Source organism: Nonomuraea sp. NPDC004702 (assembly GCF_053601695.1).
On record NZ_JBSGCE010000012.1, the window covers coordinates 50,973 to 68,953 of the forward strand.

Below are 17,981 nucleotides of genomic sequence, written 5' to 3' on the forward strand. Positions count from 1 at the left end.
AGGCCGGTGTCCCGGTCGGCCGCCCCTAGACCGGGGACCCGACCCCGAGTCCGCGCCCACTAGTCTCAAGGCATGACCACTGACGCCGCGAGCATGGACGCCCTGCGCACCCAGGTGGAGCGCGCCCTCGGGGAGTTCGTCGAACGGCAGCTGCCCGCCTCGGGCGACGCCGAGCTCGAACCGCTGCGCGCCGCCGCGGGCGACCTGCTGGCCGGCGGCAAGCGCCTGCGTCCCGCGTTCTGCTACTGGGGCTGGCGCGGCGCGGGCGGCACCGACGTGCCCGAGATCTTCACCGCCGCCGCGTCGCTGGAGCTGTTGCAGGCCAGCGCGCTCGTGCACGACGACGTGATGGACAAGAGCGACCTGCGCAGGGGCATGCCGGCCGCCCACCGCCGTTTCCAGTCCCTGCACGAGAAGGAGGGCTGGCACGGCTCGGCCGAGCAGTTCGGCGAGGGGGCCGCCATCCTGCTGGGCAACCTGCTGCTGGTGTGGTCGGGCGAGATGTGGCGCACCAGCGGCCTGCCGCCGGCGTCGCTGGCCGCCGCCCAGCCCGTCCACGACCACATGCGCACCGAGCTGATGTGCGGCCAGTACCTCGACCTGCTGGAGCAGGCCCACGGCGAGAACACCTTCGAGTCGGCGCTGCGGGTGGCGCTGTTCAAGAGCGGCAAGTACTCGGTGGAGCAGCCGCTCAGGCTCGGCCTGGTGCTCGCGGCCGGCGCGCTGGAGCCGTGGATGGACGAGCTGTGCACCGGCTACGGCCGCCGCGTCGGCATCGCCTTCCAGCTCAGGGACGACATCCTCGGCGTCTTCGGCGACCCGGCCCAGACCGGCAAGCCGGCCGGCGACGACCTGCGCGAGGGCAAGCGCACGATGCTGGTGGCCCGCACGCTGGCCGGGGCGGCCCCGGAGGCGGCCGCGACGGTGCGCAGGCTGCTCGGCGACCCCGCGCTCGACGAGGACGGGGTGAGCGCGCTGCGCGAGATCATCACGGACAGCGGCGCGCTGCGGGAGTGCGAGGACCTGATCGCCGGCTATCTCGCGGACGCGCTGGCCGCGCTCGACGAGGCGCCGGTCACCGCCGGGTCGCGCACGGCGCTGACCGAGCTGGCCATCGCCGCGACGTCCCGCAGGACCTGACCCCGGGCCCCCGGTACCGGCGGCCGGCCTGAGCGGCCCGCTTCGGCAGGCGGCCTCGCCGCGGAGTGCGGGCGCCCGTCGTGGACGGGCGCCCGGTCGTGTCAGGGGGCAGTGTCAGAGGGTCAGTGTCAGGGTCAAAGGGGCAAGGGGTCAGGGGGTCAGGCGTTTGGCGAACTCGGCCGCCGCCGCCCCCGGGTCCTCCGCGTCGGTGATCGCGCGTACGACCACCACGCGGCTCACGCCGTACGACATGACCTCGTCGAGGTTGGTGAGGTCGATGCCGCCGATCCCGAACCACGGCCGCGGCGCGGCCGCCCCCGGGGCCGGTCCCAGTGAGGCCGCGTGCCGCAGCAGCGCCGGGCCGGGCGCGTGCCGGCCCGGCTTGGTCGGCGTGGGCCAGATCGGGCCGCAGCAGAAGTAGTCGACGCCCTCCTCCACGGCCGCGGCGGACGCCTCGGCGACGGAGTGGGTGGACCGGCCGATGACGATGTCGTCGCCGAGCATCTCTCGCGCGACCGTCACGGGAAGGTCGTCCTGCCCCAGGTGGAGCACGTCGGGCCGGGCGGCGAAGGCGATGTCCGCCCGGTCGTTGACGGCCAGCAGCTTGCCGTGCCGGTCGCAGGCGTCACGGAAGACTTCCAGGAGCGCGAGTTCTTCGCGTGCCTCCAGGCCCTTCTCCCGCAGCTGGATGATGTCCACGCCGCCGGCCAGCACCGAGTCGAGGAACTCTGCCAGGTCGCCGCGGTCGCGGCGGCCGTCGGTGCAGAGATAGAGGCGGGCCTCAGAAAGCGAGGGCCTGGGCACGCCGCTTGACCTCCGTGTGACGGCCGGCCTTGATCGCCTCGATGGGCGACCCCGGCAGGGACTCGTCTGGGGTGAAGAGCCAGCGCAGCGACTCGATGTCGTCGTAGCCGGCGTCCTGCAACACGGTCAGTGTGCCGGGCAGGCCCTTCATCACGTCCTTCCCGTCGAGGAACACCGCGGGAACCTGTGGCCCGCCGCCGCCACGGCGCACGCCGAGCAGCTTGTGGTCCTTGAGGAGTTGCTTGGCCCGCCCGATCGAGAGGTCGAGGCGTGAGGCCACTTCGGGGAGAGTGAGCCACTCGTCGACGAGCTGGTCGGTCTCCCGGTCGATCTGTGCAACAGAAAGCGTCACGAAACCACAACTACCACATGCCGTCCTTGCTCAAACAACACAATCCCGTAGGGGGACCTCTGGATCTACCAGGCGTTCTGTGTCGAGGCGATGCCCGCCTTCGATGATCCTACGGCCCTGCACGTAGTCCCGGGGCCGGTCGACGGCGAGCACGGCGGCGAGGGTGTCGCCGGACGTCAGCCACACGGCCGACCACTTGCCCTCGGGCTCGCCCCGGTAGAGCAGGCGGTCGCCGGAGGGGTGGTGGCCGATGTACTGGACCATGTGGCCGAACTGCTCGGACCAGAAGTAGGGGGCCGGGTCGTAGACGGCCTCCTCCCCCAGCAGGGTCGCGGCGGCGACCTCGGGCGAGCCGAGCGCGGTGTCCCAGTGCTCGACGCGCAGCCGGACGCCGTAGCGGCGCGACCACCAGGCCGCGCAGTCGCCGGCGGCGACCACGTTCGGCATGGACGTGCGCAGGTGCTCGTCGGTGACGACGCCGTTGTGCAGGTCGATGTCGGAGCCGGCCAGCCACTCGACGGCCGGGCGCACGCCGATGCCCGTGACGACCACGTGCGCCTGGACGAACTCGCCCCCCACCAGCCGCACGCCGCCCTCGTCCACCTCGTCGACCATGGTGTTCAGGCGCAGGTCGATGCCGTCGTACCAGTGTCGCGTGCGGGCGCCGATCTCCGGGCCCACGGCGTTGGCCAGCGGGGCGGGGCCGGCCTCGATCACGGTCACCGAGCAACCGGCCTTGCGGGCGGCGGTGGCGACCTCGGCGCCGATCCAGCCGGCGCCGATGATCGCCACATGGGCTCCGGCCACGAGCCCGGCGCGCAGCTCGTGGGCGTCGTCGAGGGTGCGCAGGACGTGCTGGGGGCCGTCGCCGGGCACGGTGATCGGCTCGGTGCCGGTGGCGATCACGAGGCCGTCGTAGCCGAGCTCGCCCTCGGTCGTCTCCACGACGCCCTCGCGCAGGGCCTTGGCGGTGACGCCTGGCCAGAAGTCGACCTCCAGCGCGTCGAGGTCGGCCTCCAGGAAGCTGGAGTCGGCCGCGCCGGACAGCACGGCCTTGGACAACGGCGGACGGTCGTAGGGCCGATGGCGCTCCTGGCCGATCAGCGTGATCCGTCCGGTGAAGCCGCGCCCGCGCAGCGCCTCCGCGCTGCGCAGCCCGGCCAGGCCCGCTCCCACCACTACGACATGGTTCACGTTCATGACCATAACGGGGGCGGTGCCGGCACGTCGCGCCGAGGCCGTAGGCTGGAGGCGCAAGACGCGCGGGAGTCCGGCCGTCACCGGGCTGAGAGGAAGGCTTGAGCGGGCCTTCGACCGCAAGACACCTGATCCGGATCATGCCGGCGAAGGGAGCGCGGATGAATGTGATCGTGGGCGGCGGGGTCGTCGGGTTGTCGATCGCCTGGCGGCTGGCCCGCGAGGGGCTGCCCGTCACGGTGGTCGATCCGGCTCCGGGGCGCGGGGCGTCCTACGCGGCGGCCGGGATGCTGGCGCCCGTCAGCGAGGTCGCCTACACCGAGGAGCCTTTGCTGCGGCTGGGGGCCGCCTCGCTGAGCCGATGGCCGTCCTTCGCCGCCGAACTGGCCGCCGACGCGGACCTCGGCGTGGGCCTCGATGCGGGTTTCGATGCAGGCTTCGACGCGGGCCTCGGGCCAGGTCTCGGCGCGGGCCCGAGCGGCGGTTCCGGTGGCGGGGCCGGGGCGAGGGCCGGGGAGGCGTTCGGGGGCGCGTTCGGGGTGATCGGGCCGGAGGGGGCCGCTGGCCGTGCGCTCGACCTGCGCGCCGACGGCACGCTCGACGTCGCCTTCGGGGCCGACGACCTCGCGGCGCTCGACGACCTGGCGGCGTTCATGGACAAGCTGGGGCTGCGGGTCGAGCGGCTGACCGGGCGCGAGTGCCGGCGTCTGGAGCCCATGCTGGCCCCTTCGGTGCGCGGCGGGCTGCTGGCCCCCGGTGACGCCTGGGTCGATCCGCGCCGGGTCACGGCGGCGCTGCTGGCCGCGCTCGACCGGCTGGGCGTGCCCGTCGTGCGGGCGCGGGTGACCGGCCTGCTGCGCGACGGCGACGCCGCTCCAGGCGCCGCGACCGGCGCTGGGACCAGCTCTGGCACCGGCGCTCTGACCGGTGCTGGGATCAGCTCTGTGACCGGCGCTGGGATCGGTGCTGGGGCAGGCGGTGCGGCAGGACCTGTGGCGGGAGCCGTGACAGGTGCTGTGGCAGGTGCTGTGAGGGGGGTGCGGCTTGAGGCCGTGCCCGGTCAGCCTGAGCCGGCGGTGCTGGAGATCGCGGCCGAGCGGGTGGTGCTGGCCGCCGGGGCGTGGAGCGGGGAGCTGGCCGACGTGCCCGTCCGGCCGGTCAAGGGGCAGATCATGCGGTTGCGCTCGCCGCAGCCGCTGCTCGGCCGGTGCGTACGCGGGATGGTGCACGGCGCGCCCGTCTACCTCGTCCCCAGGGGCGACGGCGAGCTGGTGCTCGGGGCGACCCAGGAGGAGCTGGGGTTCGACACGCGGGTGACCGCGGGCGGGCTCTACGAGCTGCTGCGCGACGCCAGGGAGCTGGTGCCGGGCGTCACCGAGCTGGAGGTCGCCGACGTGGTCGCCGGGCTGCGTCCGGGCACCCCCGACAACCTGCCGATCATCGGGGCGGGCGAGGTCCCGGGGCTGGTGCTGGCGACCGGCCACCATCGGGGCGGGGTGCTGCTGGCTCCCCTGACGGCGGCCCTGGTCGCGTCGGCGGTGCTGACACCGTCCACGACGACGGCGTCCCCGGCGGCGGCCCCGGCAACGGCCCAGACAGGCACACAGGCCGGGGCCCCGGCGGCGGTGCAGACAGGCACGCAGCCGGCGGCCCAAGCGGCGGCTCAGGCAGCGGCTCGGGTGGCGGGGGTTTCGACGGGCGCGGGGATTCTGACGGGTGAGGAGGGCGAGCTGGCCGCGCTGTGCTCGCCCGCGAGATTTCGGGATATTTCATGATTGTGACGATCAACGGCGCCGCGCACGAGGTGGCCGACGGCACCACCGTGGCCCAGGCCGTACGGACGCTGACCACCGCCACCACCGGCGTGGCCGTGGCCGTGAACGACGAGGTGGTGACGCGGAGCTCGTGGGAGACGACGGCGCTCGGCGACCGCGACCGCGTCGAGGTGCTGACGGCGGTGCAGGGTGGATGAGCTGATCATCGCCGGGGAGAAGTTCGCCTCCCGGCTCATCATGGGCACCGGCGGCGCGCCCTCCCTGGAGGTGCTCGACCAGGCCCTGGTCGCCTCGGGCACCGAGCTGACCACGGTGGCCATGCGGCGGCTCGACCCCGGCGCCCGCGGCTCGGTCCTCGACGTGCTGCGCCGCCGCGACATCAAGGTGCTGCCGAACACCGCGGGCTGCTTCACCGCGGGCGAGGCCGTGCTGACGGCCCGGCTGGCCCGCGAGGCCCTGGGGACGAACTGGGTCAAGCTTGAGGTCATCGCCGACGAGCGCACGCTGCTGCCCGACCCGATCGAGACGTTCGACGCGGCCGAGCGGCTGGTGGCCGACGGGTTCGTGGTGCTGCCGTACATCGGCGACGACCCGGCGCTGGCGCGGCGGCTGGAGCAGGCCGGCTGCGCGGCGGTGATGCCCTTGGGCGCGCCGATCGGCTCGGGGCTCGGGATCAGGAACCCGCACAACATCGAGCTCATCGTGGAGTCCGCCGGGGTGCCGGTGATCCTCGACGCCGGCATCGGCACGGCCAGCGACGCCGCCCTGGCCATGGAGCTGGGCTGCGACGCGGTGCTGCTGGCCACGGCGGTCACCCGGGCGCAGCGGCCCGAGCTCATGGCCTCGGCGATGAGGGCGGCCGTGACGGCCGGACGCCAGGCGCGGCAGGCGGGCCGGATCCCGCGCCGGCGCTACGCCGAGGCGTCCTCACCGACGACCCCCTAAAGGCGCCCCAGAGACGCCCCGGGAGCCCCGGGAGACGGCCCGGAGACACCCCGGGAGACGGCCCGGAGACGCCCGCGGGAGACGGCCCCGGAGACGACCTGGTGATCCCCTGGAGATCCCCCTCCGAGACCGCCGGAGGGACCGGCTCGCGCCGGCCCTTCCGCCGGTCGGGGCCGCTCTCGCGGGAACGTCTCCGCATCGGTTTCGGGCGCGTGGGCCCTGCCGGTGGCAAAACGCCCGTAAACTCAGGGGGGTGGTGGATAAGACGACTGCGGACCCCCTGGTCGGGCGGCTCCTCGATGGGCGTTACCGCATCGAGAGCCGGATCGCCCGGGGCGGTATGGCGACCGTCTACCTGGCGCTCGACGTCCGGCTGGATCGCACTGTCGCGTTGAAGGTCATGCACCGCTCGCTCGCCGAGGACCCGGCCTTCGTCCGCAGGTTCATCGGCGAGGCCAAGTCGGTGGCCAGCCTGTCCCACCCCAACGTGGTGCACGTCTTCGACCAGGGCACCGACACCGACGTCGTCTACCTGTCGATGGAGTACGTGCCGGGCCGCACGCTGCGCGACATCCTGCGCGAGCGCGGCAGGCTGCCCGCCCGCGAGGCGCTGGAGATCATGATCCCGGTGCTGGCCGCCCTGGGCGCGGCCCACCAGGCCGGGATGGTCCACCGCGACGTGAAGCCCGAGAACGTGCTGATGACCGACGACGGCCGGGTCAAGGTCGTCGACTTCGGGCTGGCCAGGGCGATCGAGGCGACCAACCAGACCCGTACCGGCGTGATGATCGGCACGATCGGCTACATGTCGCCCGAGCAGGTCACCACCGGCGGCGCCGACGTGCGCAGCGACGTCTACGCCGCCGGCATCATGCTGTTCGAGCTGGTGACCGGGCAGCAGCCCTACGACGGCGAGACGCCGATGTCGGTGGCCTACCGGCACGTGCACGACACGGTGCCGCCGCCGTCGTCGCTGGTGCCCGAGGTGCCGCCGCTGATCGACACGCTGGTCGGGCACGCCACGGCCCGCGAGCCCCACGACCGCCCGGCCGACGCCACGGCGATGCTGGTCGAGGCGGTCGACGCCCACCGGATGCTGCCCAGGCTGAGCACCCCGCCGGCCATGACGGCCGTGTTCAACCAGTCGATGCCGCCGCGGCCGAGCGGCGCGGGCGCCCCGTCGATGCCGCTGGCCGCGCCGGCGCACACGCTGATCCAGCCGCGCGCCGAGGTGACGCCGCCGGTGTCGCCGCCGCCGTCCAGGCGTTCGTTCAGGCCCAACTGGTTCCTGGTCCTGCTCGCCGCGGTCATGGTCGTCGCGGTGGCGGTGACCGGCTGGTACTTCTCCCAGACCCAATACGTGCAGGTGCCCGACCTCGTCGGCCAGAGCGTGGTGGTCGCCGAGCGCGCCGCCACGAGCAAGGGCTTCAAGGTCAAGAAGGTCGCCGGCGAGTACAACGAGGACACCGCCGAGGGGCTGGTGCTGCGTACCGACCCCGAGGGCAAGACCGAGGTGGAGAGCGGCAGCACGATCACGCTGGTGCCCTCGCTCGGCCCCAAGCGGGTGATCGTCCCCAGCGTCAGGGGCCTGACCAGCGACGAGGCCCGCGTCAAGATCGCCGAGGCCGGGCTCACCGTGGGCAGCGTCAAGCGCCTGCCCAACGGCGAGGTCGAGCGGAACAAGGTGATCCGCAGCTCTCCCGAGGCCGGCGAGAAGGTCAAGGAGGGCGCGAAGGTCGGCATCTTCGTGAGCGCCGGCATGGTGATGCCCGACGTGACCGGCATGCCGAAGGACGAGGCCGCCGCCTACCTCGGCGGCCAGGGCTTCGCGGTGCAGGTCAACGAGGTCGACGACGACGCCGAGCCGTGCACGGTCATCGCCCAGGCGCCGAAGGCCAAGTCCGAGGTCGACAAGGGCACCCCCGCGATGATCACGGTGGCGCGCTGCCAGACCGACTTCTGGGACTGGTTCAAGGGCGACAACGAGGCCCGCGACGACCAGGAGTTCCGTCTGGTGCCCGCGGTCATCGGCAAGAACGTCAAGGACGCCAAGTCGGAGCTGGAGTCGCTGGGCTTCCACGTACGGGTCCAGCGGCTGGCCAACGGCGGCGTCGTGCAGTACCAGCGGCCGTTACCGAACAGTGAGCGGCCGCCCGGCGCGACAGTCTTCCTCTGGCAGTAGTGCGCCGGGTCAGGCCAGGTGCCCGTGCAGGCGCACCCTGGCCAGCCCGCCGTCGGGGTAGATGTCGACCCGTACGTGGGTGATCGGTTCCGGGTGGCCGAGCCGGAAGCGGTGGGGCGTGTCGGGCTGCAACCGGGTCTTCGGCAGCAGCGTGACCTCGCGCCCGCCGGACAGCCCGGTGAGCGCGACGTGGCCGGGGGCGTTGAAGATCAGGTTCGTGGTGTCGATCTCGGCCAGGCGCACCAGCCCCGGCCCGGCCAGGCGGATGAGCAGCCAGTCGTTGCCCGGGCCGCGGCGGCGCGCGGTCTCCCAGCCCTCCGCCTGGTGGCGGGCCAGGCCGGGGGCGATGACGTTGTTCGGCGCGGAGTAGAACTCGTCGGAGCAGGCGGTGACCAGGCCGCCGTTCTGGAGGGCGGCCAGGTCGAGGCTCAGCCCCTCGTAGACGGACAGGTCGGGGCGTACCTCGCCGTGCACGCGCAGGCGGGCGATGCCGCCGTCGGGGTAGATGTTCAGGCGTACGTGGGTGTAGCGGGTGTCGTCGCCGGTGACCTCGGCGTGGTGCTCGGCGTCGCCCTTGAGCGCCGTCCTCGGGACGATCTCCGTCCAGTCGGCGGCGGCCAGCTCGGCGGGCGAGGGATGGCCGGGCACGGCGGCGGCCTCGACCGAGGCGTACGGCGGATAATTGCCCTTGAACCAGGCCGTGTCGATCACCACGCCGCGGATCGCGCCCGGCAGGCCCAGCCGCACCAGCGCCCAGTCGTGGCCGGGGGTGCGGCGGCGGCGGGTCTCCCAGCCGTCGTAGACCTGCCCCTTGTTGCCGAACGTCTCGGCGCGGAAGCCGGGGCGGCCCGGCCTGATCAGGCTCTCCTTCTCGGCGAAGGACTCGTCGCTGGCCGCCACGACCGCGCCGCCGAGGGTGCGCAGGGCCAGGTCGGGCAGGGCGGTGAAGCCGGGCATCTACTGCTCCCCGAGGATGAGGCGGCCGTGCGGCTCGCCGTCCACGGGACGGCCGCGCAGCCAGGTGGTCAGCACCGCGCCCTTGAGCACGCGGCCGTGGTAGGGGGTGACGGGGTTGCGGTGGTGCAGGCGGGCGGCGTCCACCGGGTTGTCGGCGTCGGGGTCGAAGGCGACCAGGTCGGCGTCGCCGCCGGGGCGGATCGCGCCCTTGCCGGGGAGCCGGGCCGTCTCGGCGGGCGCGGCCGACATCCAGCGGACGACGTCGGCGAGGGTGTGGCCGCGCCGGGCGGCCTCCGTCCAGACCGCGGACAGGCCGAGCTGGAGGGAGGCGACGCCGCCCCAGGCGGCGGCGAAGTCGGGCACCTTCAGGTCGGCGGGCGAGGGCGAGTGGTCGGAGACGACGCTGCTCAGCACGCCGCTGGCCAGGCCGTCCCACAGCAGCTCGCGGTTGGCTCGCGAGCGGATGGGCGGGCAGCACTTGTACGCCGTGCGCCCCTCGGGCACCTGCTCGGCCTCCAGCGTCAGGTAGTGGGGGCAGGTCTCGGCCGTGACCGCCACCCCGTCGGCCTGGGCCCGCGCCAGCACGTCGAGACATTCGGCGCTGGAGACGTGCAGGATGTGCACGCGCGCGCCGGTCTCGGCGGCCAGCGCGACGACCCGCGCGACCGCACTGCGCTCGGCGGCTCCCGGCCGCGACTCCAGGAACTCCCGGTACGTCGGCCCGCCCGGCTCGGCCAGCAGCTCGGGGTCCTCGGCGTGCACCACGACGAGCCCGCCGAACCCGGCGACCTCGGTCAGCACCGCCCGCAGCTCGGCCGTGGCGAGCGGCGGGAACTCCTCGACGCCCGACGGCGACATGAAGCATTTGAAGCCCCGGACGCCGCGCTCGTGCAGCGGCCGCAGCTCCTTGAGGTTGCCGGGGACCGCGCCGCCCCAGAACGCCACGTCCACGTGGCACTGCCCGCGGGCGGCCCGCAGCTTGGCCTCCAAGGCCTCCACGCTGACGGTCGGCGGCAGGGAGTTGAGCGGCATGTCCACGATCGTGGTCACGCCGCCCGCGGCGGCCGCCCTGGTGGCCGAGGCGAAGCCCTCCCAATGGGTCCGGCCCGGCTCGTTGACGTGCACGTGCGTGTCCACCAGGCCGGGGAGCAGGGGCAGGTCGCGCAGGTCGATGTCCTCGGCGGCGTCGAGGGGCTCGGCGTAGTCGTACAGGGCCTGGACGCGTTCGCCCCGTACGGCCACGGCCGCGGCCCGCTCCCCCTCAGGCGTGACCACCCTGCGGGAGCGGACGACGAGGTCGTGAACGGTCATCTGCCCTCCAGATGCTCGGCGGCCACCCGGGCGGCCAGGCGTTCCAGGAGCGGGCCGGCCTCGGCCATGCACCGGGCCGGGTCGGGCTCCAGGTCGGTCAGGGCGTAGGCGGCCTCGATGCCGGCGTCCTTGAGCTCGGTGTCGCCGAGGGTGCGCCGGCCGCAGACCGCGACCACCGGCACGCCCGCCCTGGCCGCGGCCTGGGCCACGCCGATCGGCGCCTTGCCGCGCAGGGACTGCTCGTCGAGCGAGCCCTCGCCGGTGATCACCAGCCGCGCGTCCTGGACGAGCGCGCCGAAGCCGAGCAGGTCGAGCAGGTACTCGATGCCGGGCCGCAGCTCGGCGTGGAGGAAGGCCAGCGCCGCGAACCCGACGCCGCCCGCCGCGCCCGCCCCGGGGGCTCCGGCCACGCCCATGGCGCGCGGGGTGTCGTCGTGCTCGACGGCGCCGACCAGGCCGTGGGTCTGCGTCGCGACGGCGGCCAGCCGGGACAGGCCCGCCTCCAGCACCTTGACGTCCTCGGGGCCGGCGCCCTTCTGCGGCCCGTAGACGGCGGCGGCCCCGTGCGGGCCGAGCAGGGGGTTGTCCACGTCGCTCGCCACCACGAACTCCACCCCGGAGACGTCGGCGAACCCGGACAGGTCGATGCGGGCCAGCCCGCGCAGCGCGGCGCCGCCGTCGGGCAGCTCGGCGCCGTCGCCGTCCAGCAGGCGGGCGCCGAGCGCCTGGACCATGCCCGCTCCCCCGTCGGTGGACGCGCTGCCGCCGAGCCCGAGCACGATCCGCCGGGCGCCCCTGCGCAGGGCGTCGGCGATCAGCTCTCCGGTGCCGTAGGAGGTGGCGGTCAAGGGGGCCGGCCCGGCGGACAGCCGCCGCAGCCCCGACGCCTCGGCCAGCTCCACCACGGCCGTCGGCGTGCCGCCGGCCGCCCGCCAGGCGTACGCCGCGCTCACGCGTTCGCCGGTGGGCCCGGCGACCTCCACGGTGACGCGGTCGAACCCGCAGGCCACGGCCGCCTCGACGGTGCCGTCGCCGCCGTCGGCGACCGGCAGCTCGACCGTGGGCACCCCGAGCCCCGCCGACACCCGGGCCGCGACCTCGGCGGCGGTGAGGGAGCCCTTGAACTTGTCGGGTGCCACCAGAACCTGCTTTACCACTACGAACTCCCACAAGATGCTGAACAATGGCCGGACACGCCTTCCTGCCCGGTGCGAGCGGGCAGGAAGGCGTGACTCATCATCACATCAGCCCCCCGGCCGGCGGCGGCCGAGGGTAGGCGCCCTCAGTGAAAGGTGCCCTCAGCGAAGGGTGCCCTCAAGGAAGGTGCCCTCAGTGAAGCAGGCGCCCGCGCCCGCCGCCCATGGGCCGCGAGCACGAACCTGAACCGTTCTGGCGGGTTCTGAGGTGTGTGATCCTCCAATTAGGCTCACATCCCGTAAGGAGGCGTTTGATGCGCATATCTGAGCGGGAGAGGCGGCGCCGGCTGGGCGTGCGCCACAGCCTGGCGGCCAAGGCGGCGACCCCGGAGGAGGCGACGGCGTCCGTGGTGGCGCTGCACGCCACCGACCCGGCGACGGTGTTCCTGTCGGCGGGCGCCCGGCTGACCGCGCCCGGGACCGCGCCGGTCGAGCGGGCCCTGTACGAGGACCGCACGCTGGTGCGCATGCACGGGATGCGTCGCACGGTGTTCGTGGTCCCGGCCGCGCTGGTGCCCGTCGTGCACCACTCCTCCACGCTCGCGGTCGCCACGAGGGTGCGCAAGGCGCTGGTCAAGGAGCTCGCCGCGGCCGGCGGCTGGGACGAGGCGTGGCTGGCCGACGTGGAGTCGTCGGTGCTGCGCGTCCTGGCGGCGGAGGGCACGGCGACGGCGGCCCGGCTGGGGGTGCTGGAGCCGCGGCTGCGCGAGCAGTTCCGGGTGGCCGTGGGCAAGCCGTACGAGGCCGTGCACAGCGTCGGGCAGCGGCTGATCACGCTGATGGGCATGGAGGGCCGGCTCGTCCGCCAGGGCCGCCCGTCCGGCTCGTGGACGAGCACGCAGCACCTGTGGGCCGTCGCCCCGCCCATGGACGCGACCACGGTCCCGCAGGCCCAGGCCGAGCTGGTGCGCCGCTGGCTGGCCGCGTTCGGCCCCGGCACGGAGGCCGACGTCAAGTGGTGGACCGGCTGGACGCTGCGTGAGGTGCGCGCCGCGCTGGCCGCCGTCGGCGCGGTCGAGGTCGAACTGGACGAGGGCGCGGGATACGTCCTGCCCGGCGATCTGGACGAGACGCCCGAGCCGGAGCCGTGGGCGGCGCTGCTGCCCGCCCTGGACCCGACGCCGATGGGCTGGCAGGGCCGCGACTGGTACCTGCCGAAGGAGCACCGGGCCGAGCTGTTCGACCGCAGCGGCAACGTCGGCCCTACCGTGTGGTGGGACGGGCGGGTCGTCGGCGGCTGGGGACAGCGGCCCGGCGGCGAGATCGTGTGGCGGGCGCTCACCGACCTGGGCTCCGACGCCGTGGCCGCCGTGGAGGCCGAGATCGCCGGTCTGGCCTCCTGGCTCGGCGGCGTGCGGATCACGCCCCGCTTCCGCACGCCCCTGGAGCGCGCGCTGGCGGAGTAGGACGTCAGGAGACGACGCGGATGAACTCCTCCAGCGAGTAGCGACCGTCCTGGTCGGAGTCGGCCTCCTGGCTCAGCGCGCCGAGGGCCTCGGCGGGCAGGTCGGGGAAGTGCCGCTTCAGCTCGGCCTCGCTGACGAAACCGTCGCCGTCGGTGTCGATCTCGGCGAAGGTGCTCTTGAGCTGCGCCAGCCGCTCACCGGGGAGTTCTGCCGACACGGGACCGCCTTTCGGTACTGAATGCCACGTTCCGGACATTCACCACCCTAGTGCTGGACCTCCCTGCCCGCCGAGTGCCCGCGCTCGGCCGCCAGCCGCATCAGCCTGCGGTGGGCCTCGGCGCCCGCCCGTCCGGCCGCGTCGTGGGACGTCGTCCGCAGCTCGCCGTCCTCGACCACGGTCCGGCCGCCGACCAGGACGCGGGCCACCGGCGGCGGGGGCCCGAACACCAGCGCGCACACCGGGTCGGCCACGGCGGCGGTGAAGGGCCCGCCGGTCCGCCACAGGACGACGTCGGCCAGCTTGCCCGGCTCCAGCGAGCCGAGCTCCGCCTCGCGGCCCAGGTTGCGCGCCCCGCCCAGGGTGGCCAGCTCCAGCGCCTGGCGGGCCGACAGCGCGCGGGGGCCGTACCTGGCCCGCTGGAACAGCAGGGCCTGCCGCATCTCCCCGGCCAGTGAGGTCAGCTCGGCGGAGGCGCTGCCGTCCACGCCGAGCCCGACGTTCACGCCCCGGCGCAGCATCTCCGACACGCGGGCGATCCCGGAGCCGAGGCGGCCGTTGGAGGAGGGGCAGTGGGCCGCGCCCGTGCCGGTGCGGGCGAGCTTGGCGATGTCGGCGTCGCTGAGGTGCACGGCGTGCGCGAGCCACACGTCGGGCCCCAGCCAGCCCAGCTTGTCCATGTAGTCGACCGGACGCAGTCCGAACCGCTCGACGCAGTGCTCGTCCTCGTCGAGCGTCTCGGCCAGATGGGTGTGCAGGCGGACGCCCTTGGCCCTGGCCAGGGCCGCCGACTGGGTCATCAGCTCGGCGCCGGCCGAGAACGGCGAGCACGGCGCGACCGCGACCCGCACCATCGAGGACGGCGACGGGTCGTGGTGGGCGTCCACCGCCTCGGCCGTCGCGGCCAGCACGTCGTCGAGCTGCTCGACCACCTCGTCCGGCGGCAGCCCGCCCTGCGAGCGGCCCAGGTCCATCGAGCCGCGCGCCGGGTGGAAGCGCAGGCCGATCTCCCGCGCCGCCTCGACCTCGGCCGCGAGCAGGTCGCCCCGGCCCTTGGGGAAGACGTAGTGGTGGTCGCTGGAGGTGGTGCAGCCGGACAGCGCCAGCCAGCCGAGCCCGGCCGTGGCCGCGCCCCTGACGACCTCGGCGTCCATGGCGGCCCACACGTCGTAGAGCGCCACCAGCCACTCGAACAGGGTGGCGTCCTGGGCCAGCCCCTGGGAGGCCCACTGGTAGAGGTGGTGGTGGGTGTTGACCAGGCCGGGGGTGGCCAGGCAGCCGGAGCCGTCCACCCGCCGGGCGCCGGGGGTGGCGGGCGCGGGGCCGGGGCCGAGCGCGGCGATCCGGTCGCCCTCGACGACGAGGTGGCCGGACGGGATCTCAGGGCCGGCGACGGGCGCGATGTGCACGTTCTCGATCAGCAGGGTCATCGGGACGCCTTCCGCGCGGCGGCCAGCCGGACCGCGTCGAGGATCTTCTCGTAGCCGGTGCAGCGGCACAGGTTGCCCGCCAGCGCCTCGCGGATCTCCGCGTCGGACGGCCGGGGCACGCGTTCGAGCAGGTCATGGGCCTGTACGACGAGCCCAGGGGTGCAGAACCCGCACTGCACGGCCCCGCACTCGGCGAACGCCTCCTGCACCGGGTCGAGCCGGTCGCCCGCAGCCAGCCCCTCGACCGTGCGCACCCGCCGCCCCTCGGCCTGCCCGGCGGCGACCAGGCACGAGCAGACCGGCAGCCCGTCGAGGTAGACCGTGCACGAGCCGCACTCGCCCTGCTCGCAGGCGTTCTTGGAGCCGGGGAGCCCGATCCGCTCGCGCAGCACGTACAGCAGGCTCTCCCCCTCCCAGACGTCGTCCACGCTGTGGGCGCGGCCGTTGACGGTGACGTTCAGGCGCATCAGGCGGCCCTTCTCGCGAGGTGGTCGTTCCAGGCCCAGGTGAGCGTGCGCCGGGCCATCACGCCGACCGCGTGCACCCGGTAGGCGGCGGTGCCGCGCACGTCGTCGATCGGCGCGGCGGCCCGCGCGCACAGCTCGCCGAAGCGGGCCAGCAGCGCGGGGTCGAGCGGGGCGTGCCAGTCCAGCTCCCGGGCCAGCAGCTCCTCCGCCTCCAGGGCGCGGCGCGGCGTGGGCGCGGCCGAGCCGATCCCGGTGCCGACCCGCCGCTCGCCGGGGTGCAGCGCGACCGCGAACGAGCACACCGCGATCACCATGGCGTTGCGCGTGCCGACCTTGGAGAAGTACTGCGGTCCCTGGGCGGGTTCGACGCGCACGGCCCTGATCAGCTCGTCCGGCTCCAGGGCGTTGCGCTTGACCCCGAGGTAGAACTCGGCCGCGGGGATCAGCCGGGTGCCGCGCTCGCGCGACTCGACCTCGACGACCGCGCCCGCCGCCAGCAGCGGCGGATGGCTGTCGCCCGCGGGCGAGGCCGCGCCGAGGTTGCCGGCGACCGTGCCGCGGTTGCGGATCTGCGGCGAGCCGACCGTGCGCGCGGCCTGCGCGAGCCCCGGCAGCACGCCGCCCAGCTCGTCGACGACCGTGGCGTACGTGACCCCGGACCCGATCCGGCAGACCCCGTCGGTCATGCCCCATTCGCGCAGCTCGGCCACCTGGTTGAGGTCGAGCAGCGCCTCCGGCCTGCGCACGTCGAAGTTGATCTCGACCATCACGTCGGTGCCGCCCTGGACGGGCAGCGCTCCGGGCCGGTCCGCCTTGGCGGCCAGCGCCTGCGCCCACGTGGTGGGCCGCAAGAAGTCCATCGTCCTCACTCCCAGGCGAATCCCGCGTCGGGTGCGTCCTCACGCAGCACACTGCCCTCGATCAGCCCGTAGGGACGGTCGGCGGCGTAGAAGACCTCGTTCTCGTTGTCCAGGCCGAACGGCGACAGGTCGACCAGGAAGTGGTGCTTGTTCGGCAGCGTCAGCCGCACCTCGCAGACCTGCGGGCAGGTCGTCAGCACCCGCTCGCCCATCGCGTAGAGGGTCTGCTGCAACGACAGGCTGTGCGTCTGCGCGAAGGCGTCCAGCAGGCACGCGCGCACCTGCGCGTACGGCGGGCGCTCGCCCGTCCCGGCGTGCCGCCAGCGGGCGGTGACCGCGGTGGCCAGGACGCGGTCGGTCGTCGGCTGGAGGGTGGTGTACTCGTCCACGAGGTAGCCGTGGAACTCCGAGCCGGTCGAGTTCAGCACGACCAGGTCCGTCAGGCCGGACACGACGGTGGTGCGGCCGTCCCTGTCGTGGTGGACGACGCAGGTGCGCACCTCGCCGCCGTCGCGCACGAAGGAGTGCCGCGACTCGCCGGGGATGCGGTTCCAGGCGTACTCCTCGATCTCCACCCGCGCGTGGTGGATGGACGGGTGCGCGGAGACGTAGTGGCGGGCCAGTAAGAGGGCGAAGTCCTCGATCTCGCCGACGCCGTGCTTCCTGGCGAAGGCGTAGGCGGTGTTCTTCTGCGTGTCGGTGGGCAGGACGGCGGCGTTGCTGCCGTTCCTGTGCACCTCCTCCATGTCGCCCGACAGCGAGGTGCTGACGTTGATGTCCTTGAGGTGGTGGACGGCCCCCTCCCTGACCACGTGGACCAGCCTGGTCTCCGCCTTGCCGTAACGGTTGGGGCCCAGCTTGACGGTCATCTAGCTCCCTCGGTAGGTGGAGTAGGCGTACGGGCTGAGCAGCAGCGGCACGTGGTGGTGCGCCGCGGCGTCGGTGACGGTGAAGGCGATGACGACCTCGGGGTAGAAGGTGTCGGCCAGGTAGGCGCCGGTGTCGAAGACGACCCGGTGCACGCCCTCCTCGGTGTCCCAGCCCTTGATCCGGCCGTCGTCGTCGGTGCTGCCCCGGGCCAGCACGCGGCCCTCGTGCTCCAGCCGGACGCCCACCCCGGCGGCCGGGCGGCCCGAGACCGCGTCCAGGACGTGCGTCGAGAAGCTCATCTCCCCTCCCCTTCCATGAGCTTCCCCAGCCGAAGCCGGGTGATCTTCACCAGTTCCTCGCGGACGACCCCGCGCTCGGTCTCCGCGTCGTTGTCCAGCCGGGCGCGCAGCCGGGCCAGCAGCTCGGTCCCGCTCAGGCCGGTGGCGCAGACCAGGTAGACGTACCCGAACCGCTCCTCGTACGCGCGGTTGCCCGCGGCCAGCGCGGCCCGCAGCTCCTCGGCCCCCGGCGCCTCCGGGTGCGCGCCCGCCTGCTCCTGGCGTGACCAGCGCGACTCCCGGCCGTCCCCGGACGGGCGTTCCCCGATGCGCGGGTGGGCCGCCAGCGCCTCCAGCACGTCGGGCCACGTCAGCTCGCGCACCGCCGTCTCGGCGGCCTCGGCGAGCCGTTCGCGGGCGGCGTAGGGCCTGCGGGCGGCCACCGCCGCGGCGAACGCGCGGGAGGCGCAGCAGGCCAGCAGCTCCGCCTCCGCCTCCGCGCGCGGCCGCCGGTTGAACCCGGCCAGGGAGTTGGACATGTCAGCAGTACACACACGGGCCTGGTTCCCGGTCCATCCGTGAGAACTCCCAAGT

Annotated in this window: 19 protein-coding genes and 1 riboswitch; of the genes, 6 read left to right on the top strand and 13 right to left on the bottom strand. The window is 74.1% G+C overall.

From position 1 onward, the window contains the following. The first annotated feature begins 72 nt into the window (after positions 1–72). On the top strand, positions 73–1,140 hold the full coding sequence (locus ACWEJ6_RS17355) for a polyprenyl synthetase family protein (protein ID WP_397162192.1): 1,068 nt from the start codon (positions 73–75) through the stop codon (positions 1,138–1,140). A 150-nt stretch (positions 1,141–1,290) separates the two neighbouring features. On the opposite strand, the gene thiE is transcribed toward ACWEJ6_RS17355, so the two are convergent. Genes thiE through ACWEJ6_RS17370 form a run of 3 tightly spaced genes read right to left on the bottom strand, consistent with a single transcriptional unit; the run spans position 1,291 to position 3,496 of the window. Then, positions 1,291–1,944 carry a thiamine phosphate synthase gene (gene thiE / locus ACWEJ6_RS17360; RefSeq protein WP_358294039.1) on the bottom strand — a complete coding sequence of 218 codons (654 nt, stop codon included), beginning with the start codon at positions 1,942–1,944 and terminating at the stop codon, positions 1,291–1,293. Then, a complete protein-coding gene (locus tag ACWEJ6_RS17365) occupies positions 1,922–2,296 on the bottom strand; it encodes an Rv2175c family DNA-binding protein (protein ID WP_358294041.1) in 375 nt (124 codons plus the stop codon). The genes thiE and ACWEJ6_RS17365 overlap by 23 nt, the downstream gene beginning before the upstream one ends. Positions 2,297–2,326: 30 nt before the next feature. Then, a complete protein-coding gene (locus tag ACWEJ6_RS17370; RefSeq protein WP_358294043.1) occupies positions 2,327–3,496 on the bottom strand; it encodes an NAD(P)/FAD-dependent oxidoreductase in 1,170 nt (389 codons plus the stop codon). 52 nt (positions 3,497–3,548) lie between these two features. Next, a riboswitch (TPP riboswitch) is annotated at positions 3,549–3,665 on the top strand. Between ACWEJ6_RS17370 and ACWEJ6_RS17375 the strand changes: the two genes are divergently transcribed. From ACWEJ6_RS17375 to pknB, 4 genes are all read left to right on the top strand, one after another. Then, on the top strand, positions 3,655–5,268 hold the full coding sequence (locus tag ACWEJ6_RS17375; RefSeq protein WP_452424604.1) for an FAD-dependent oxidoreductase: 1,614 nt from the start codon (positions 3,655–3,657) through the stop codon (positions 5,266–5,268). It overlaps the preceding riboswitch by 11 nt. Further along, the gene (gene thiS, locus ACWEJ6_RS17380) at positions 5,265–5,465 is read left to right on the top strand and encodes a sulfur carrier protein ThiS (protein WP_352331034.1); all 201 of its coding nucleotides are present in this window, start codon (positions 5,265–5,267) and stop codon (positions 5,463–5,465) included. Before ACWEJ6_RS17375 ends, thiS begins: the two co-directional genes overlap by 4 nt. Then, on the top strand, positions 5,458–6,213 hold the full coding sequence (locus ACWEJ6_RS17385; RefSeq protein WP_358294047.1) for a thiazole synthase: 756 nt from the start codon (positions 5,458–5,460) through the stop codon (positions 6,211–6,213). The genes thiS and ACWEJ6_RS17385 overlap by 8 nt, the downstream gene beginning before the upstream one ends. Before the next feature lie 256 nt (positions 6,214–6,469). Beyond that, positions 6,470–8,395 (top strand): Stk1 family PASTA domain-containing Ser/Thr kinase, encoded by a 1,926-nt coding sequence (gene pknB / locus ACWEJ6_RS17390; RefSeq protein WP_452424606.1) that lies wholly within the window; start codon positions 6,470–6,472, stop codon positions 8,393–8,395. A 9-nt stretch (positions 8,396–8,404) separates the two neighbouring features. Here the strand turns inward: pknB and alc are convergent, their stop codons facing one another. The 3 genes from alc to ACWEJ6_RS17405 are packed head-to-tail and all read right to left on the bottom strand — an operon-like array spanning position 8,405 to position 11,802. Next, entirely contained in the window at positions 8,405–9,352 is a 948-nt protein-coding gene (alc, locus tag ACWEJ6_RS17395) for an allantoicase (protein ID WP_452424608.1), read from the bottom strand. Beyond that, the gene (gene allB / locus ACWEJ6_RS17400) at positions 9,353–10,663 is read right to left on the bottom strand and encodes an allantoinase AllB (protein ID WP_387666267.1); all 1,311 of its coding nucleotides are present in this window, start codon (positions 10,661–10,663) and stop codon (positions 9,353–9,355) included. It abuts the gene before it with no gap. Beyond that, positions 10,660–11,802, bottom strand: a complete 1,143-nt coding sequence (locus ACWEJ6_RS17405; RefSeq protein ID WP_452424610.1) for a glycerate kinase — start codon at positions 11,800–11,802, stop codon at positions 10,660–10,662. Before ACWEJ6_RS17405 ends, allB begins: the two co-directional genes overlap by 4 nt. A gap of 311 nt (positions 11,803–12,113) precedes the next feature. Between ACWEJ6_RS17405 and ACWEJ6_RS17410 the strand changes: the two genes are divergently transcribed. Beyond that, positions 12,114–13,265, top strand: a complete 1,152-nt coding sequence (locus ACWEJ6_RS17410) for a winged helix DNA-binding domain-containing protein (RefSeq protein WP_452424612.1) — start codon at positions 12,114–12,116, stop codon at positions 13,263–13,265. Positions 13,266–13,269: 4 nt separating this feature from the next. On the opposite strand, the gene ACWEJ6_RS17415 is transcribed toward ACWEJ6_RS17410, so the two are convergent. From ACWEJ6_RS17415 to uraD, 7 genes are read right to left on the bottom strand one after another with little or no spacing between them, the layout of a single operon-like run. Further along, complete coding sequence (locus ACWEJ6_RS17415; RefSeq protein ID WP_357967865.1) at positions 13,270–13,482, bottom strand: EF-hand domain-containing protein; 213 nt, start codon at positions 13,480–13,482, stop codon at positions 13,270–13,272. 47 nt (positions 13,483–13,529) lie between these two features. After that, positions 13,530–14,912 (bottom strand): 8-oxoguanine deaminase, encoded by a 1,383-nt coding sequence (locus ACWEJ6_RS17420; protein WP_452424614.1) that lies wholly within the window; start codon positions 14,910–14,912, stop codon positions 13,530–13,532. Continuing rightward, positions 14,909–15,379 (bottom strand): (2Fe-2S)-binding protein, encoded by a 471-nt coding sequence (locus ACWEJ6_RS17425; protein WP_352353219.1) that lies wholly within the window; start codon positions 15,377–15,379, stop codon positions 14,909–14,911. The genes ACWEJ6_RS17420 and ACWEJ6_RS17425 overlap by 4 nt, the downstream gene beginning before the upstream one ends. Continuing rightward, a complete protein-coding gene (locus tag ACWEJ6_RS17430) occupies positions 15,379–16,239 on the bottom strand; it encodes an FAD binding domain-containing protein (protein ID WP_452424617.1) in 861 nt (286 codons plus the stop codon). Before ACWEJ6_RS17430 ends, ACWEJ6_RS17425 begins: the two co-directional genes overlap by 1 nt. Positions 16,240–16,244: 5 nt before the next feature. Then, complete coding sequence (pucL, locus tag ACWEJ6_RS17435; RefSeq protein WP_452424619.1) at positions 16,245–17,108, bottom strand: factor-independent urate hydroxylase; 864 nt, start codon at positions 17,106–17,108, stop codon at positions 16,245–16,247. Beyond that, a complete protein-coding gene (gene uraH / locus ACWEJ6_RS17440; RefSeq protein WP_364331632.1) occupies positions 17,109–17,408 on the bottom strand; it encodes a hydroxyisourate hydrolase in 300 nt (99 codons plus the stop codon). It lies immediately after the preceding gene. Beyond that, positions 17,405–17,926, bottom strand: coding sequence for a 2-oxo-4-hydroxy-4-carboxy-5-ureidoimidazoline decarboxylase (uraD, locus tag ACWEJ6_RS17445; RefSeq protein ID WP_452424621.1), 522 nt, complete (start codon positions 17,924–17,926; stop codon positions 17,405–17,407). Before uraD ends, uraH begins: the two co-directional genes overlap by 4 nt. Between the last annotated feature and the right edge of the window lie 55 nt (positions 17,927–17,981).

Bases quoted from the DNA above. Each gene is read 5' to 3' on its own strand.
- ACWEJ6_RS17355 (WP_397162192.1), top strand. From the start codon at position 73: ATGACCACTGACGCCGCGAGCATGGACGCCCTGCGCACCCAGGTGGAG.
- ACWEJ6_RS17370 (WP_358294043.1), bottom strand. From the start codon at position 3,496: ATGAACGTGAACCATGTCGTAGTGGTGGGAGCGGGCCTGGCCGGGCTG.
- ACWEJ6_RS17375 (WP_452424604.1), top strand. From the start codon at position 3,655: ATGAATGTGATCGTGGGCGGCGGGGTCGTCGGGTTGTCGATCGCCTGG.
- thiS (WP_352331034.1), top strand. From the start codon at position 5,265: ATGATTGTGACGATCAACGGCGCCGCGCACGAGGTGGCCGACGGCACC.
- alc (WP_452424608.1), bottom strand. From the start codon at position 9,352: ATGCCCGGCTTCACCGCCCTGCCCGACCTGGCCCTGCGCACCCTCGGC.
- allB (WP_387666267.1), bottom strand. From the start codon at position 10,663: ATGACCGTTCACGACCTCGTCGTCCGCTCCCGCAGGGTGGTCACGCCT.
- ACWEJ6_RS17410 (WP_452424612.1), top strand. From the start codon at position 12,114: ATGCGCATATCTGAGCGGGAGAGGCGGCGCCGGCTGGGCGTGCGCCAC.
- ACWEJ6_RS17420 (WP_452424614.1), bottom strand. From the start codon at position 14,912: ATGACCCTGCTGATCGAGAACGTGCACATCGCGCCCGTCGCCGGCCCT.
- ACWEJ6_RS17425 (WP_352353219.1), bottom strand. From the start codon at position 15,379: ATGCGCCTGAACGTCACCGTCAACGGCCGCGCCCACAGCGTGGACGAC.
- ACWEJ6_RS17430 (WP_452424617.1), bottom strand. From the start codon at position 16,239: ATGGACTTCTTGCGGCCCACCACGTGGGCGCAGGCGCTGGCCGCCAAG.
- pucL (WP_452424619.1), bottom strand. From the start codon at position 17,108: ATGACCGTCAAGCTGGGCCCCAACCGTTACGGCAAGGCGGAGACCAGG.
- uraH (WP_364331632.1), bottom strand. From the start codon at position 17,408: ATGAGCTTCTCGACGCACGTCCTGGACGCGGTCTCGGGCCGCCCGGCC.
- uraD (WP_452424621.1), bottom strand. From the start codon at position 17,926: ATGTCCAACTCCCTGGCCGGGTTCAACCGGCGGCCGCGCGCGGAGGCG.